The sequence below is a fragment of the Tabrizicola aquatica genome (assembly GCF_002900975.1).
GTDB lineage: Bacteria > Pseudomonadota > Alphaproteobacteria > Rhodobacterales > Rhodobacteraceae > Tabrizicola > Tabrizicola aquatica.
Genome location: NZ_PJON01000002.1, coordinates 143871 through 157012 on the forward strand (window position 1 = coordinate 143871; position 13142 = coordinate 157012).

Annotated in this window: 14 protein-coding genes and 1 pseudogene; 5 read left to right on the forward strand and 10 right to left on the reverse strand. The window is 66.2% G+C overall.

The window, feature by feature from the left end; translation table 11 throughout:
• The first annotated feature begins 15 nt into the window (after nucleotides 1–15).
• Entirely contained in the window at nucleotides 16–1020 is a 1005-nt protein-coding gene (locus CXR42_RS09090) for a P1 family peptidase (RefSeq protein ID WP_103257233.1), read from the forward strand.
• A 58-nt stretch (nucleotides 1021–1078) separates the two neighbouring features.
• Here CXR42_RS09090 and CXR42_RS09095 read toward each other — a convergent pair whose 3' ends face one another.
• The 4 genes from CXR42_RS09095 to CXR42_RS09110 form a co-directional block, all read right to left on the reverse strand.
• On the reverse strand, nucleotides 1079–1516 hold the full coding sequence (locus tag CXR42_RS09095) for a molybdenum cofactor biosynthesis protein MoaE (protein WP_103257234.1): 438 nt from the start codon (nucleotides 1514–1516) through the stop codon (nucleotides 1079–1081).
• Between the two features lies 1 nt (nucleotide 1517).
• Nucleotides 1518–1766 (reverse strand): molybdopterin converting factor subunit 1, encoded by a 249-nt coding sequence (gene moaD / locus CXR42_RS09100; protein ID WP_103257235.1) that lies wholly within the window; start codon nucleotides 1764–1766, stop codon nucleotides 1518–1520.
• Complete coding sequence (gene pgsA, locus CXR42_RS09105) at nucleotides 1763–2428, reverse strand: CDP-diacylglycerol--glycerol-3-phosphate 3-phosphatidyltransferase (protein ID WP_103257236.1); 666 nt, start codon at nucleotides 2426–2428, stop codon at nucleotides 1763–1765. Before pgsA ends, moaD begins: the two co-directional genes overlap by 4 nt.
• 78 nt (nucleotides 2429–2506) lie before the next feature.
• Complete coding sequence (locus tag CXR42_RS09110; protein WP_103257237.1) at nucleotides 2507–2860, reverse strand: TFIIB-type zinc ribbon-containing protein; 354 nt, start codon at nucleotides 2858–2860, stop codon at nucleotides 2507–2509.
• Nucleotides 2861–3091: 231 nt separating this feature from the next.
• Between CXR42_RS09110 and CXR42_RS09115 the strand changes: the two genes are divergently transcribed.
• Both CXR42_RS09115 and CXR42_RS09120 read left to right on the forward strand, forming a co-directional pair.
• Nucleotides 3092–4306 (forward strand): aminopeptidase P family protein, encoded by a 1215-nt coding sequence (locus CXR42_RS09115; protein WP_425444853.1) that lies wholly within the window; start codon nucleotides 3092–3094, stop codon nucleotides 4304–4306.
• A gap of 141 nt (nucleotides 4307–4447) precedes the next feature.
• Nucleotides 4448–5170 (forward strand): annotated as a pseudogene (locus tag CXR42_RS09120) (L,D-transpeptidase); the annotation flags it as partial.
• A gap of 160 nt (nucleotides 5171–5330) precedes the next feature.
• Here CXR42_RS09120 and CXR42_RS09125 read toward each other — a convergent pair.
• Nucleotides 5331–5675 carry a cupin domain-containing protein gene (locus CXR42_RS09125; RefSeq protein WP_103257239.1) on the reverse strand — a complete coding sequence of 115 codons (345 nt, stop codon included), beginning with the start codon at nucleotides 5673–5675 and terminating at the stop codon, nucleotides 5331–5333.
• 157 nt (nucleotides 5676–5832) lie between these two features.
• Here CXR42_RS09125 and panB point away from each other — a divergent pair, with 157 nt between their 5' ends.
• Together panB and panC are read left to right on the forward strand one after the other, a co-directional pair.
• Nucleotides 5833–6663 (forward strand): 3-methyl-2-oxobutanoate hydroxymethyltransferase, encoded by an 831-nt coding sequence (gene panB, locus CXR42_RS09130; RefSeq protein WP_103257240.1) that lies wholly within the window; start codon nucleotides 5833–5835, stop codon nucleotides 6661–6663.
• Nucleotides 6660–7499: a pantoate--beta-alanine ligase gene (gene panC, locus CXR42_RS09135; protein WP_103257241.1), complete on the forward strand. Its 840-nt coding sequence runs from the start codon at nucleotides 6660–6662 to the stop codon at nucleotides 7497–7499. The genes panB and panC overlap by 4 nt, the downstream gene beginning before the upstream one ends.
• Before the next feature lie 3 nt (nucleotides 7500–7502).
• On the opposite strand, the gene CXR42_RS09140 is transcribed toward panC, so the two are convergent.
• The 5 genes from CXR42_RS09140 to CXR42_RS09160 form a co-directional block, all read right to left on the reverse strand.
• The gene (locus tag CXR42_RS09140) at nucleotides 7503–7778 is read right to left on the reverse strand and encodes a hypothetical protein (protein WP_103257242.1); all 276 of its coding nucleotides are present in this window, start codon (nucleotides 7776–7778) and stop codon (nucleotides 7503–7505) included.
• Between the two features lie 94 nt (nucleotides 7779–7872).
• The gene (locus tag CXR42_RS09145; RefSeq protein ID WP_103257243.1) at nucleotides 7873–8763 is read right to left on the reverse strand and encodes a glycoside hydrolase family 26 protein; all 891 of its coding nucleotides are present in this window, start codon (nucleotides 8761–8763) and stop codon (nucleotides 7873–7875) included.
• Nucleotides 8764–8776: 13 nt separating this feature from the next.
• Nucleotides 8777–10612 (reverse strand): glycosyltransferase family 2 protein, encoded by a 1836-nt coding sequence (locus tag CXR42_RS09150; protein WP_103257726.1) that lies wholly within the window; start codon nucleotides 10610–10612, stop codon nucleotides 8777–8779.
• Nucleotides 10602–11591, reverse strand: coding sequence for a UDP-glucose 4-epimerase GalE (gene galE, locus CXR42_RS09155; protein ID WP_103257244.1), 990 nt, complete (start codon nucleotides 11589–11591; stop codon nucleotides 10602–10604). Before galE ends, CXR42_RS09150 begins: the two co-directional genes overlap by 11 nt.
• Entirely contained in the window at nucleotides 11588–12541 is a 954-nt protein-coding gene (locus CXR42_RS09160; RefSeq protein WP_425444854.1) for a UDP-glucuronic acid decarboxylase family protein, read from the reverse strand. Before CXR42_RS09160 ends, galE begins: the two co-directional genes overlap by 4 nt.
• Nucleotides 12542–13142: the final 601 nt, after the last annotated feature.

Consider the following 13142-nt stretch of genomic DNA (forward strand, 5'->3'; position numbering starts at 1 on the left):
GCTAGGCTTCACCCCATGCGTCCCGGCCCCCTGAACCTGATCACCGATGTGCCCGGCCTTGTCGTCGGCAATGCGCAGGACGCCACCCTGCGCTCGGGCGTCACCGTCCTGACCGCCGACCGCCCCTTCACCGCCGCCGTCCATGTCATGGGCGGCGCGCCCGGCACACGCGAGACGGATCTTCTGGCCCCGGACAAGCTGGTGGAACAGGTGGATGCCTTGTTCCTGTCCGGCGGGTCGGCCTTCGGGCTGGACGCCGGCACCGGGATCATGGCGGGCCTGCGGGCCATCGGCCGGGGGTTCCCGGTCGGGCCGGTCCGGGTGCCGATCGTGCCGGGGGCGATCCTGTTCGACCTTTTGAACGGCGGCGACAATGGTTGGGGGGACAGCCCCTATCCCGCCCTGGGTCGCGCGGCGCTGGACGCCGCGGGGCGCGACTTTGGCCTTGGCACCGCAGGGGCGGGCTATGGCGCGATGACGGGCAACCTGAAGGGCGGGCTCGGCTCGGCCTCTCTGGTGCTGCCCTCGGGCCTGACCGTCGGCGCGCTGGTGGCGGTCAATGCGCTGGGGCAGGCCACCGTGGGCGAGACCCCGCATTTCTGGGCCGCCCCCTGGGAGGAGGCGGGGGAGTTCGGCAGCCTCGGCCCCGCGCCCCTGATCCCGCACGACGCGCCCTTGCCCCGCAAGCGGATGGGCGAGGCGACGACCATCGCGATCGTCGCGACCGATGCGCGCCTGTCCAAGGCGCAGGCGCAGCGCATGGCGGTGGCCGCGCATGACGGGATGGCCCGGGCGCTGGTGCCCTCGCATTCGCCGCTGGACGGCGATCTGGTCTTTGCCGCCGCCACCGGCGCGCGGTCGCTGGCTGACCCGGTGGTGGACCTGTTCCAGCTGGGCCACGCCGCCGCCACCTGCCTGGCCCGCGCCATCGCAAGGGCGGTGTATCTGGCGGAACCGATGCCCAGCGACCTGCAACCAGCATGGCGCAGCCGCTTTGGGCCACAGGTTAAGAAACCCTGAACACCCACGGACAAGCCTTTGTAATTCTTGAATAACACCAATCTGTCCACTGTGGACACTACCAGCGTTTCAGCGCGTCCTCGTCGGCCTCCCTGGCCGCCACCCAGGTCGCCCCGCCGTCCCGGCTTTCCTTCTTCCAGAACGGCGCGCGGGATTTCAGGTAGTCCATCAGGAACTCTGCCGCCGCGAAGGCGTCGCCCCGGTGCGGGGCTGCGGTGGCGACCATCATGATCGCCTCGCCCGGGGCCAGCAGCCCGTAGCGGTGGACCACCAGCCCGTCCACCAGCGACCACCGCCGGACGGCCTGATCCAGGATCGACCGAATCGCCTTTTCGGTCATGCCCGGGTAATGCTCGATCTCCATCCCGGTCAGTCCGTGGTCCGGTCGGACGATCCCGGTGAAGCTGACCACCGCCCCGGCACCGGCAGCGGCGGCGGTGAAGGCCGCGATCTCGGCGCCCTGGTCGAACGGGGCGGCCTGGACGCGGACGCCCATCTCAGCCGCCCGTCATCGGCGGGAAGAAGGCCACCTCGCGCACCCCGGCAAGGGGCGCGTCGAAATCTGCAAGTTCCTGGTCCAGCGCGACCCGCAGGGCCGAGGTGTCGGCAAAGGCCGCCGCATACCGCTCTTCCCGGGCGCGGAGTTCGTCGACCAGACCCGCCACGGTGGCGGCCCGGGTCTCGACCTGCTCACGGGGAAGCCCGATCCGTTCCCGGACCCAGGCAAAATAGAGGACGTCGATCATTTCCCGTCCCGCAGGTAGGGCAGCGACTTGGTGAAATACTCCACGCCCGTAATCGCGGTCAGAAGGGCCGCAATCCACAGTAGCCCGATGCCAACCGTGTTCGCATAGGAGGCGCAGTCGCGGGTGCCGCAGGTGCGGATCGCCTCGGCCTCGCCGGCGGCGACGGCGGCGACATGCTGTTCGGGGGTCATCCCTTCCAGAGCAAGGACGTTCAGATAATCCAGCCCGGTGCCCAGGAACAGGACCGCAATGGCGACCATCTGCGCGGTGGTTTTCCACTTGGCCAGCTTGGTAACCTTCAGCAGCCCGGCCTTCGCCCCCAGAAACTCACGCAGGCCCGAGACGAAAACCTCGCGGAACAGGATGATGGTGGCGGGCAGGATCAGCCAGGGGTTCATCCCGTTGTAGCCGGTGATGACCATGATCGCGATGACCACCATCGCCTTGTCGGCAATCGGGTCCATCATCGCGCCGAACTTCGACTCCTGCTTCCACAGCCGGGCGAGGTAGCCGTCGAACCAGTCGGTCAGCGCCGCGCTGACGAACAGCGCCAGCGCAAACCAGTCCGCCCAGGGGCGATGGAAATACAGGAACATGAGCGCCACGCCGGGAGCGGCCAGCAGCCGGAGGACCGTCAGGGTGTTCGGGATCGTCCAGGTCATGGCGAAGTGGTAGACCAAGCGGCGTGGCGGGGGAAGGGGATAGTTAACCTGCCCGCCAGGCCGCTTTGTCACCCGGACTCAGAAATCGAACAGGTCGGAGAGGAAGCTTTCCCTCCGCTTCTTCTTGTAGCCGTAGCGATGGTCGTCGTCGTCGTCATAGTCCTTGTGCCGGCGACGGTCGTCGTCACGGTACTGCGGCGCGCGCGGTTCGGGCTGATAGACGGGGGCGGCGTGCTGCTGGGTGGGCGGCGGTGGAGCCATCGGCGCGGCGGCCGGCGCAGGGGCAACGGCGGCCCCCCCCATCGAACGCTCGATGATCTTGTCCAACTCGCCCCGGTCCAGCCAGACGCCACGGCATTTCGGGCAATAGTCGATCTCGACCCCGCCACGATCGGCCATCACCAGGGTTTCACCGTCAACCGGGCAGCGCATCTTTCACCTCTTCCATGTGTCACGCAGTTACATGGGGTCGCAATCGCCGCCCGCAAGGGTCGGAAACGCACTTGCGCGGCGGGCCGGGACAGCGCAAAACGAGCGGGAGCCGTGGCGATGGCGTCGCCACAGGGGCAGATGCCCCGACGCTTGCGGATATCTCCGCTTCCGTCCTGTACGCCGGGACCTTTCGGGGTCCCATCCAGCGGCCCCGTATCAATGGGGTCTGACATGGAACTTATCCGTCCCGAGCAGTATCGCTATCACAACGGCGGCAAGAAGGACGCCCTGCCCTTCGCCGATGCCGAATACCACGACCGCCTGGCCGGCCTGCATGACATCATGGACATGCACGGGCTGGACGCGGTGGTGCTGACCAGCATGCACAACGTCGCCTATTACTCGGGCTTTCTGTATTGCAGCTTTGGCCGGCCCTATGCCTGCGTTGTCACCAAAACCGATTGCGTCACGGTCAGCGCCGGGATCGACGCGGGCCAGCCATGGCGGCGGTCGATCGGGGACAACATCACCTATACCGACTGGAAGCGCGACAATTTCTGGCGCGTGGTTGCCAGCATCACCGGCGAGGGCAAGGTGATCGGCTGCGAGGCGGACCATCTGACGATGGAGCGGGCCGAGAAGCTGAACGCGTTCCTCAAGCCCTCGCGCGGGGTCGATATCGCGGCGGCGACGATGGAGCAGCGGATGCGCAAGTCGCCGGCCGAGATCGCCTTGATCAAGCACGGGGCGAACGTGGCCGATGTGGGCGGCTATGCGATCCGCGATGCGGTCAAGGTCGGCGCGACCGAGCTGGAGGTCACGATGGCCGGCCGCGACGCGATGGAGCGCGAGATTGCCAGGCGCTTCCCCGATGCGGAATACCGCGACACCTGGGTCTGGTTCCAGTCGGGCCTGAACACCGATGGCGCGCACAACCCGGTGACCAACCGCAAGTTGCAGCGCAGGGATATCCTGTCCCTGAACTGCTTCCCGATGATCAGCGGCTATTACACCGCGCTGGAGCGGACCATGTTCGTGGGCGAGGTGGACGATGCCAGCCTGAAGATCTGGGAGGCGAACATCGCCGCGCATGAGTACGGGATGAGCCTGCTGGTGCCGGGGGCAAGCTGCTCGGGTGTCACGGCCAAGATCAACGAGTTCCTCGCGGAACGCGACATGCTGCAATACCGGACCTTCGGCTATGGCCACAGCTTCGGGGTGCTGTCGCACTACTATGGCCGCGAGGCCGGATTGGAGCTGCGCGAGGATATCGACACGGTGCTGGAGCCCGGCATGGTCATCAGCATGGAGCCGATGCTGACCATCGCCGACGGCCAGCCCGGCGCGGGTGGCTACCGCGAGCATGACATCCTGGTCGTCACCGAGGACGGGGCCGAGGATATCACGCATTACCCCTATGGCCCGGCGTTCAACGTCGTGGGCTGAAGGACTGGCCCGGATCCGGGGATTACCGGGTCCGGGCCGCTTTGGCGGGGAAGATTCGGAAAGATATTAAGATTCAGGCTTGACGTAGGACCGCGCGCGTGGCGCAAGGTGGGCCAAAGCTGCCATAAATCGAGTCTGAACGTGTCCCACGCCCTTGCCCGGATCTTCGCGATCCTTGCCCTGCCTTTGCTTGCCGCCTGCGCCGGCGCGCCCACGTCCAAGGAGCCTCCGGTCGTTCCGGGTTATGAAGGCATCCAGGATGGCGAGTTCTTCATCGAGCCGGTTCCCGAGAAATACCTGTACGAAGGCAACCGCCGCGTGGAGGTGGCCTATACCGGGGACGAGGCGCCGGGGACCATCGTGGTCGATACCTATGCGCGCAAGCTGTATCTGGTGGGCGAAGGCGGAACCGCGACGCGCTATCCCATCGCCGTCGGCCGCGAGGGGCTGTCGTTCCGCGGCACCGGCGTGATCGGCCGCAAGGCGGAATGGCCGTCGTGGACGCCGACCGCCAACATGGTTCGCACCCGGCCCGACCTGTACGCCGCCTATGCCGGCGGCCTGCCGGGCGGGCTGACGAACCCCCTGGGGGCGCGGGCGCTGTATCTGTATCGCGGCGGACGCGACACGATGTTCCGCATCCACGGCACCTCGGATTCGGCGTCGATCGGCTATGCGACCAGCGCGGGCTGCATCCGGCTGTTCAACCAGGATATCATCGACCTGTATACCAAGGTCCCGAACGGGGCGCGCGTGAAGGTTCGGACAGAAGGCGAAAGCCTGGCGCTGGAAGGCCCGCAGATGAGCGACGCCTACGGTCGTCTGGTGCCCGAGACGCCCGAGAACATCGCGCAGAAGGAAAAGGACATGGCCGCCATCGCCAAGCAAGAGGCGAAGGACAAGGCCGCCGCCGAGAAGGCCGACAAGAAGCGTTTGGCTGCCTGCGCCCGCCGCGGGATCGAGCCGGCGGATTGCCCGCGCCCTGCCCCCGCCGATGCGGTGGTGGTCGCGGGGACCTCGGACACTACCAGGTTCTGATGACGTAATCCTTGAGAGTGGTCTCGACCACCTCCCAGGTGCCCTCAAAACCGGGACGGATGATCAGGCTGTCACCCGCGTGCAGCTGCGTCACCGTCCCGTCGGCGCTGGTCAGGATCGAATAGCCGCTGATGATGTGGAAATATTCCCACTCGGCATAGACGACCCGCCATTTGCCGGGGGTCGACTGCCACAGGCCGCAGTACAGGCCGTCCGTCTCTTCCAGGTTCCAGGTGGTATGCACCGGGTTTCCCGAGATCAGCCGGTCCGGGGCCGGTCCGCCAGTTTCGGGCACCGAGCCGATGCGGGTGACGCGCTGGATCAGGGTCATTGGAACTCTCCTTTCGCGGCATTGGGGCCGGGATTGTCGGGGCGGTCAACCCCGCGACCCGACGTCGGCGGTGCTGCGCTGCGGCGCAAATTTGTTGCGGTGGCTTTCCGCTTGTGCCCATATGGCAAGCAGAATGCGAACCGCACCGGAGGCCCCCATGAGTGCGACGTCCCCTGTCCGGCCCGTGCTTCCCCCCGACATCCGGGCCCGCAAGGGCGGTGCGCCCCTGGTGGTGCTGACCGCCTATTCGACCCCGGTGGCCCGGCTGGTCGATGCGCATTGCGATATCGTGCTGGTGGGCGACAGCGTGGGGATGGTGATCCACGGCCTGCCCTCGACCCTGGGCGTGACGCTGGAGATGATGATCCTGCATGGCCGCGCCGTGGTCCGGGGGTCGCAAAAGGCGATGCCGGTGATCGACATGCCCTTCGGCAGCTATGAGGAAAGCCCGCAGCAGGCGTTCCGCAATGCAAGCCGGTTGATGGCCGAGACGGGCGCCCCTGCGGTCAAGCTGGAGGGTGGGCTGCACATGGCCGAGACGATTGCCTTCCTGACTGCGCGCGGCGTGCCGGTCATGGCGCATGTGGGCCTGACGCCGCAGGCGGTGAACACCCTGGGCGGCTACAAAGTGGTGGGCCGCGCGGAAGAGGCGGACAAGGTGATGGCCGACGCCAAGGCGGTCGAGGCGGCGGGCGCCTTCTCGGTCGTGCTGGAGAAGGTGCCGGAAGGGCTGGCCGGGAGGATCACGGCTGCGCTGGCGATCCCGACCATCGGCATCGGGGCGGGCGTGGATTGCGACGGGCAGGTGCTGGTGGTGGATGACATGCTGGGCCTGTTCACCGACTTCCGGCCCAAGTTCGTGAAACGCTATGCCGAGCTGGGCAAGACGGCGGACGAGGCGATTGCCGCCTATGCGGCCGAGGTGCGCGCGCGAAGCTTCCCTGCGGCCGAGCATTCGTTCCCCGATGCGGTGCCGGTGAAGAAATGACCCCAATTGTGCGGACCGTTGCGGACCTGCGGGCCCTTGCGCGCGGGTGGAAGGCACGGGGCGAAACCGTGGGCGTGGTCCCGACCATGGGCGCGCTGCATGACGGCCACCTGTCGCTTGCGCACCGAGCGCGGGCCGAATGCGACCGGGTGATCACCACGATCTTCGTTAACCCCAAGCAGTTCAACAACCCCGAGGATCTGAAGAAATATCCCCGCAGCGAAGAGGCGGACGCGGCGCTTCTGGCCACAGTCCCAGTGGACGCGATCTTTGCCCCGCCGGTCGAGGAGGTTTACCCCGACGGCTTTATCACCACGGTTTCGATGCAGGGCGTGGCGCAGCCGCTGGAAGGTTACATGCGCCCCGGCCATTTCGACGGCGTGGCCACGGTGGTAACCAAGCTGTTCGGGATGACCCTGGCTGACAAGGGGTACTTCGGCCAGAAAGACTGGCAGCAGTTGCAGGTCGTTCTGCGGCTGGTGCGCGACCTGAACGTGCCGGTCGAGGTCGTGGGCTGCGAGACGATCCGCGAAGCCGACGGGTTGGCCATGTCCTCGCGCAATGTGCGGCTGACGGCCGAGGGGCGCGCGAAAGCGCCGGTCCTTTACGCCGCGATCAGTCGCGCGGCCGAGGATATCCGCGCCGGACACGCTGACCGCATGGCGATCCGCGAGGCGGCCGAAGCGATGCGCGAGGTCGGGTTCGAGCGGGTGGAATACATCGAATTGCGCGATGCCGAGACGTTGATGCCTTCGGACGATCCGCGTCGCCCGCGCCGGATGCTGGCAGCCGCCTGGCTGGACGGCGTGCGCCTGATCGACAATATCCCGGTCTAGGGCCTAGCCCTTGTAGCAGGAGGCTTTCTGGCCCGACCCGGCCGGAGAGCAGACCCAGCTTGCGCCTTTGGACAGGCCGCTGGCCTTCTGGATGGCGGCCTTGGTGCGGGCCAGGGCCTGCGCCTTGGAAACGGGTTTGGCGGCGTTTGCGAACCAGTCGAAGCCGGCGCTTGCCGTCTGTGCGGGACGCTGGTCGCGGTCGTCGGTCGCCAATGCCGGCACCGCGCACAAAACCATCATGGCCGCCACCCGAAGGGTGCGGAAAACACTGCTTGCCATAGGTCAATCCCCGTTTCGGCATGGCCGAAGACCATGCGCCAAAGGGGATTAGACCCGGTGTTTCAGGCCCAAATCGGCCTCGAACTGGGCGATTTCAAGAATTATCCGGCAAAACCCGATTATTGATCCGCCAGTCCGGCAGGCCGAAATTATCCGGCCAGGGATAGACCTCGGGCTGGTTGAAGTAGACCGAACCGACCAGCAAAGGCATGTCGGGCCGGGTCTGCCGCACCTGATTTTCCCAAAGATTCACATAGGCTTCGCTGCCCGAGTATCCGACCTCGGCCACCAGGACCGGCTTGCCAAAGCCCTGAAGCCGGGCATAGCGTTCGGTCAGCCAGTCCTCGAAATCCTTCGCGCCGCCCAGGATTTCGGCCTCCCACGGCTCGAACCCGAAGATCGACATGCCCACAATGTCGACATAATCGTCGCCCGGATAGAACTCGGCCGCGTTCTCCAGTCCCAGCGGTGACCAGACCACGTTGATGTTCGGTGCCGCGTCCCGGCAGATGTCGATCATGCGGCGGTAGGCTTCGATATAGTCGTCGGGTTCCCAGCCGGCCCAGATGAAATGGCCTTCGTCAAAGTCCATCTCGTGGCCCCAGCGGACCGAGACCGGGCTTTGCAGCGTGCCGATGACCGAACAGATGCCCTGCATGTTGGCGTCGTAATAGCCGGCCCGGATGCCCTCACGCAGGAACTCGGCGGTGTTGCGCTCGCTTCGGGTCCAGGTCCAGGGTTCGACCGTGATCATCAGGGCGCGGTTGCGGGCCAGGGCGTATTGGTCGGCGTCCAGCAGCGTTTCCAGATTGACGTCCTCCCATGGGAGAAAGACGTGCTCGATCACCACCTGATCGTCGGCCTGGAACTGCGCTTCGGGGTCATAGACACCGAACGGCAGGTCGCCGGGCGGGGCCGCCCCGCCGGGCAGCGCGAGCAGCAGACAAAGGCCCGAAGCCAGGCCAGCCTTGTACATACCATTCATCGCAAATCCCTCCTTAGTTGAAGTCCGACGGCTGCCGGACCCACTCAAATGTAAACTGATAGTCGGTCAGACCGGCGCGGCCCGAGCCCGCCCCGGCGACGCGGGTCTGCATCTGGACAAGCTTGACCCGGTCCAGCCCCTGGGTCATCCCGAAGGCCCCCTCGGCCGAGCGGGTGGCAAAGGCGTTCCAGCTTAGTCCAACAAGCAGCGCGACACAGCCAAGCTGCACGGTCGCATCGCGCCAGGTGCCCAGGTAGGACCACCCGTTTTCCGACAGGTGATGCCAGACCGTCACCAGCACCACGGCGGCGTAAAGCGAGCCCGACAGCAGGGTCAAGAGGTAGAACCCCTTCGCCTCGGCCAGCGTCGGGCCAAAGAGGACGGGCAGGAAGCAGCCCAGCGCCAGGGCGGTATAGACCAGCAGCACCCGACCGGGCAGGCGGCCGCGGGACGCCTCGCCCTTTGGGGTGATGCGGAAGTCTACGAACTTGCCGGTCAGCGTGTCGCGCACCGCCATGACGCAGCCCCACAGCACCCAGGGCCATTGCAGGCCAAGGAACAGGATCCGCTCCCAACTGATGACCGAGGCGTCCACCGGGCGGAAATGACCCATGCCATGGAAGCACCAGGCAATCGCCAGCATGACCAGGATCATCGGCAGGACGTGGGTGATATAGGCCGGATAGGTCACCAGCGAATAGCGCACGTCGAACAGCACCGCGACGACCGGCAGCAGATACATGGCGCAGAAGGTCAGCGCGAGCAGCGGATACAGCGTCTGGCAGAACAGGAATTGCGCCCTGAGGCGCGGGGAAAGCTGCGGCAGATAGCGCGGCGTGTGCTGCAAAAGCAGCGTGACCAGACTTCGCGACCACTGGAACTCCTGGGTGACCATGTCGGCCACCGTGGTCGGCCCGTCGCCGATGGCAATGGCGTCGATCGCATGCACACCTTTCCAGCCACCCGCGTTCAGCAGCATCGTGGTCGAGTGGTCCTCGGCCAGTTCCGGGCCCAGCCCGCCCACCGCGCGCAGGGCGCGGGTCCGCACCGCGTAGTGCGAACCGATGCACATCGGGGCGAACCCGTTGGAATATCCCGCCTGCAGGATGCCGTGGAAGCCGCCCTCGGTGTGCAGCCGGGTGCGCGCGGCCCAGTTCAGCGGCGCGTTGGACGAGCAGATCGAGGGGGCCGAGACATAGCCGACCTCGGGATCGGCGAAGGGGCGCAACATCTCACGCAGATAGCCGGGCTGGGGGACGTGGTCGGCGTCCAGCTGGCAAACCACATCGTAGAGGTCATAACCCCAGTGGTCGTAGAAATAGGCCAGGTTCCCTTCCTTGCAGCGCGTGCGGCGCGGCCAGGTTTTCTGGTGATACTCTGCCACCCCCTTGCGCGACGACACATGCACCCCATGAGCGTGACACCAGGCCAGCGTTTCGGGCGAGGGGTCCTCGTCCGCAAGCCAGGTGTCATGCGGCAGGTCCTGGGCCAGCATCGCCTCCAACGTGCGGCGCAGGACATCGAAGGGTTCGGACGGGGTCTTGGTGACGATCATCGCCACCCGCAGCCGCAGGCGCGCCGGGTCCGGCGCGGCCGAGCGCACGGCGCGCAGGCTGAACACCAGGAAGAAGGCCTGCAGGAAGGTGATCCAGGCGATCAGCACCGAGACCACGCCGAACTTCAGCCAGCCAACCCAGCCGGCCTCGACGTCGATATGGGCAGGGTCCAGCCACCAGATCCAGAACCACAGCGCAGCGGCGGCCCAGATGACGGAGAGCAAGAGCTGCCAGTAATACTCGGCCGGGGATAGCAGAGGGGTCAGATAGGGCGACCGTGGCTTAGGCTGCATCGCGCACCCCATAGGCCAGGGCGGCGTCCGCCAGCAGCGTGGGCAAGGCCGACCTTGCCGCCACGAAGCCCAACTTGACCCGCGCCTCGCGTGCGTCGGCGACCAGGGCCGGGGGGTCTCCGGGCCGGCGGGGGCCCCAGATCACCGGCATCTGCCGGCCGGTCATCTCCTCAATCCCGGCGATGATCTGGCGGACCGACAGACCCTGCCCTGTGCCCAGGTTCAGGCGCAGGGTTTCGCCCCCCCGCAGCAGGTGTTGCAACGCCAGGACATGCGCGCGGGCAAGGTCGCTGACGTGAATATAGTCACGGATGCAGGTGCCATCGGGGGTCGGATAATCGGTGCCGTAAACCTGCAGCGCCGGCCCCTGCCCGGTTGCCGCCCGCAGCGCCAGCGGGATCAGGTGGGTTTCCGGCTCATGCCGCTCGAACAACTCGCCCTCGGGGTCGGCACCGGCGGCGTTGAAGTAGCGCAGCGCGGCATAACGCAGACCATGTGCCGCGGCGTGGTCGGCCAGCATCGCCTCGCAGATCAGCTTGGTCCGGCCATAGGGATTGATCGGGGCCTGCGGAGTCGTCTCGGCAATCGGCAGCCGGTCGGGGATGCCATAGGTCGCGCAGCTGGAGGAAAAGACGATCCGGTCCACCCCGGCCGAATGACACCCGGCAATCAGACCGATCATCCCGCCCAGGTTGTTGTCGTAGTAAAGTCCGGGGTTCGCCATGCTTTCCCCGACATAGGCCGAGGCGGCGAAGTGGATCACCGCTTCGGCCGAATGCGCCTTGATCGCGCGTTCCACCGCGGCGCTGTCGCGGACATCGCCGGGAACCAGCGGGCCAAAGCGCACGGCGTCACGATGCCCGGTGGACAGGTTGTCAAAGGCCACGGGCAGGAAGCCGGCGCGCGCCAGCGCCTTGCAGGTGTGCGAGCCGATGAAGCCAGCCCCGCCCGTAACCAGTATGGCAGGCGCGGTCGTCATGACACCAGGGCCGTCTCGTGCTGCAGGTCGACGCCCAGACGCTGGGCAAACCAGGGGATGGTCAACTCCAGCCCGCGGTCCAGCGGCACGGTCGGCGCCCAGCCCAGAAGCAGGCGGGCACGCGTGATGTCGGGCCGCCGCTGGCGGGGATCATCCTGCGGCAAAGGGCGGAACACGATGGCAGACCTGCGGCCAAGCTTCGCCTGCACCTTTTCGGCCAGTTCCAGCATGGTGAACTCGCCCGGATTGCCAAGGTTGACCGGCATCTTCTCGTCGCTGGCCATCAGGCGGATCAGCCCGTCCACCAGATCGCTGACATAGCAGAAGCTCCGGGTCTGCGAGCCGTCGCCGTAAATGGTCAGCGCCTTGCCCGACAGCGCCTGCACGATGAAGTTCGACACCACGCGCCCATCGGCGGGGTCCATCTGCGGCCCGTAGGTGTTGAAGATGCGGGCGATGCGGGTTTCCAGGCCGCGATGCGCGCCATACTCCCAGAACAGCGTCTCGGCCGCCCGCTTGCCTTCGTCATAGCAGGCCCGGGGGCCAACCGTATTGACGCAACCGCGATAGCTTTCGGACTGAAGCGGGATCTCGGGGTCGCCATAGACCTCGGAGGTCGAGGTCAGCAGAACCCGGGCCTCCTTGCGCTCGGCCAGGGCCAGCAGATTCAGCGAGCCGTCGATGCTGGTGCGGAACGTGTGGATCGGGTCCGCCTGATAGCGCGGCGGCGAGGCCGGGCAAGCCAGATTGTAGATCTCATCCACCCGCCCGGGAATGGTGAAGGGGGTGATGATGTCATGCTGGATGAAGCGGAAGCGGGGATGCCGCAGCAGCGTGGCGATATTGTCGGCAGAGCCGGTAAGCAAGTTGTCGATGCAGATCACGGTCTGCCCCGAAGCGATCAGCCTGGCGCACAGCGCCGAACCCAGAAATCCGGCGCCGCCGGCCACCACAACAACCTTATGTCCAGGCAGTCCACGTCTGACGTGGCCTGGCTCATCCACCAAGTCGCGCATTTCAAACCCCACCCTTCAATCGTTGCACGCGGGCAAAACTGCCTGCGCGTCGCACCTTCTTGTGACGGGCCTTCAAGTGCCCGTTGAGGTGCCGTGTCCGATCATGGCCCCCTTAAAAACCTTGCAAGCAGCGACACGAGGGGGGGCCGACAACCTTATACAATCATTTACCATTTCTCGAATTTGTCAATGTTAAGCCACAATTGGTCTTGTTTTAGCCATATTCCGGGGTCGTTCCGCGAAATCTGGTCCAAACGGCACCCAATCCGGGAATTGGCCCACAATTAGCGGTTGCGCGGTATTCATTCCCCACCATCTAAGGCTTCAATCTGTCACGAATCAACCGGCCAGTCGCACGGGGCAGCCATCCCGCCGGCGCGGCCCGCCACATTCTTTCCACTTTTTGGCCGCGCTTGCCGCACGCGTGCGGGCCGCAGCCGGTCGGTGTGGGGTCGGGCATTCTCTGCTTGGCGAGCGTGGGCAGTTGCGGCAAGACTTGTGCCGTTGGCTGCCGGCGAAAAATCCTGCGGCAAGA

What these genes read in the sequence shown, in the direction of transcription:
- CXR42_RS09090 (WP_103257233.1), top strand. Translation starts at nt 16, where the DNA reads ATGCGTCCCGGCCCCCTGAACCTGATCACCGATGTGCCCGGCCTTGTC.
- CXR42_RS09095 (WP_103257234.1), bottom strand. Translation starts at nt 1,516, where the DNA reads ATGGGCGTCCGCGTCCAGGCCGCCCCGTTCGACCAGGGCGCCGAGATC.
- moaD (WP_103257235.1), bottom strand. Translation starts at nt 1,766, where the DNA reads ATGATCGACGTCCTCTATTTTGCCTGGGTCCGGGAACGGATCGGGCTT.
- pgsA (WP_103257236.1), bottom strand. Translation starts at nt 2,428, where the DNA reads ATGACCTGGACGATCCCGAACACCCTGACGGTCCTCCGGCTGCTGGCC.
- CXR42_RS09110 (WP_103257237.1), bottom strand. Translation starts at nt 2,860, where the DNA reads ATGCGCTGCCCGGTTGACGGTGAAACCCTGGTGATGGCCGATCGTGGC.
- CXR42_RS09115 (WP_425444853.1), top strand. Translation starts at nt 3,092, where the DNA reads ATGGAACTTATCCGTCCCGAGCAGTATCGCTATCACAACGGCGGCAAG.
- CXR42_RS09125 (WP_103257239.1), bottom strand. Translation starts at nt 5,675, where the DNA reads ATGACCCTGATCCAGCGCGTCACCCGCATCGGCTCGGTGCCCGAAACT.
- panB (WP_103257240.1), top strand. Translation starts at nt 5,833, where the DNA reads ATGAGTGCGACGTCCCCTGTCCGGCCCGTGCTTCCCCCCGACATCCGG.
- panC (WP_103257241.1), top strand. Translation starts at nt 6,660, where the DNA reads ATGACCCCAATTGTGCGGACCGTTGCGGACCTGCGGGCCCTTGCGCGC.
- CXR42_RS09140 (WP_103257242.1), bottom strand. Translation starts at nt 7,778, where the DNA reads ATGGCAAGCAGTGTTTTCCGCACCCTTCGGGTGGCGGCCATGATGGTT.
- CXR42_RS09145 (WP_103257243.1), bottom strand. Translation starts at nt 8,763, where the DNA reads ATGAATGGTATGTACAAGGCTGGCCTGGCTTCGGGCCTTTGTCTGCTG.
- CXR42_RS09150 (WP_103257726.1), bottom strand. Translation starts at nt 10,612, where the DNA reads ATGCAGCCTAAGCCACGGTCGCCCTATCTGACCCCTCTGCTATCCCCG.
- galE (WP_103257244.1), bottom strand. Translation starts at nt 11,591, where the DNA reads ATGACGACCGCGCCTGCCATACTGGTTACGGGCGGGGCTGGCTTCATC.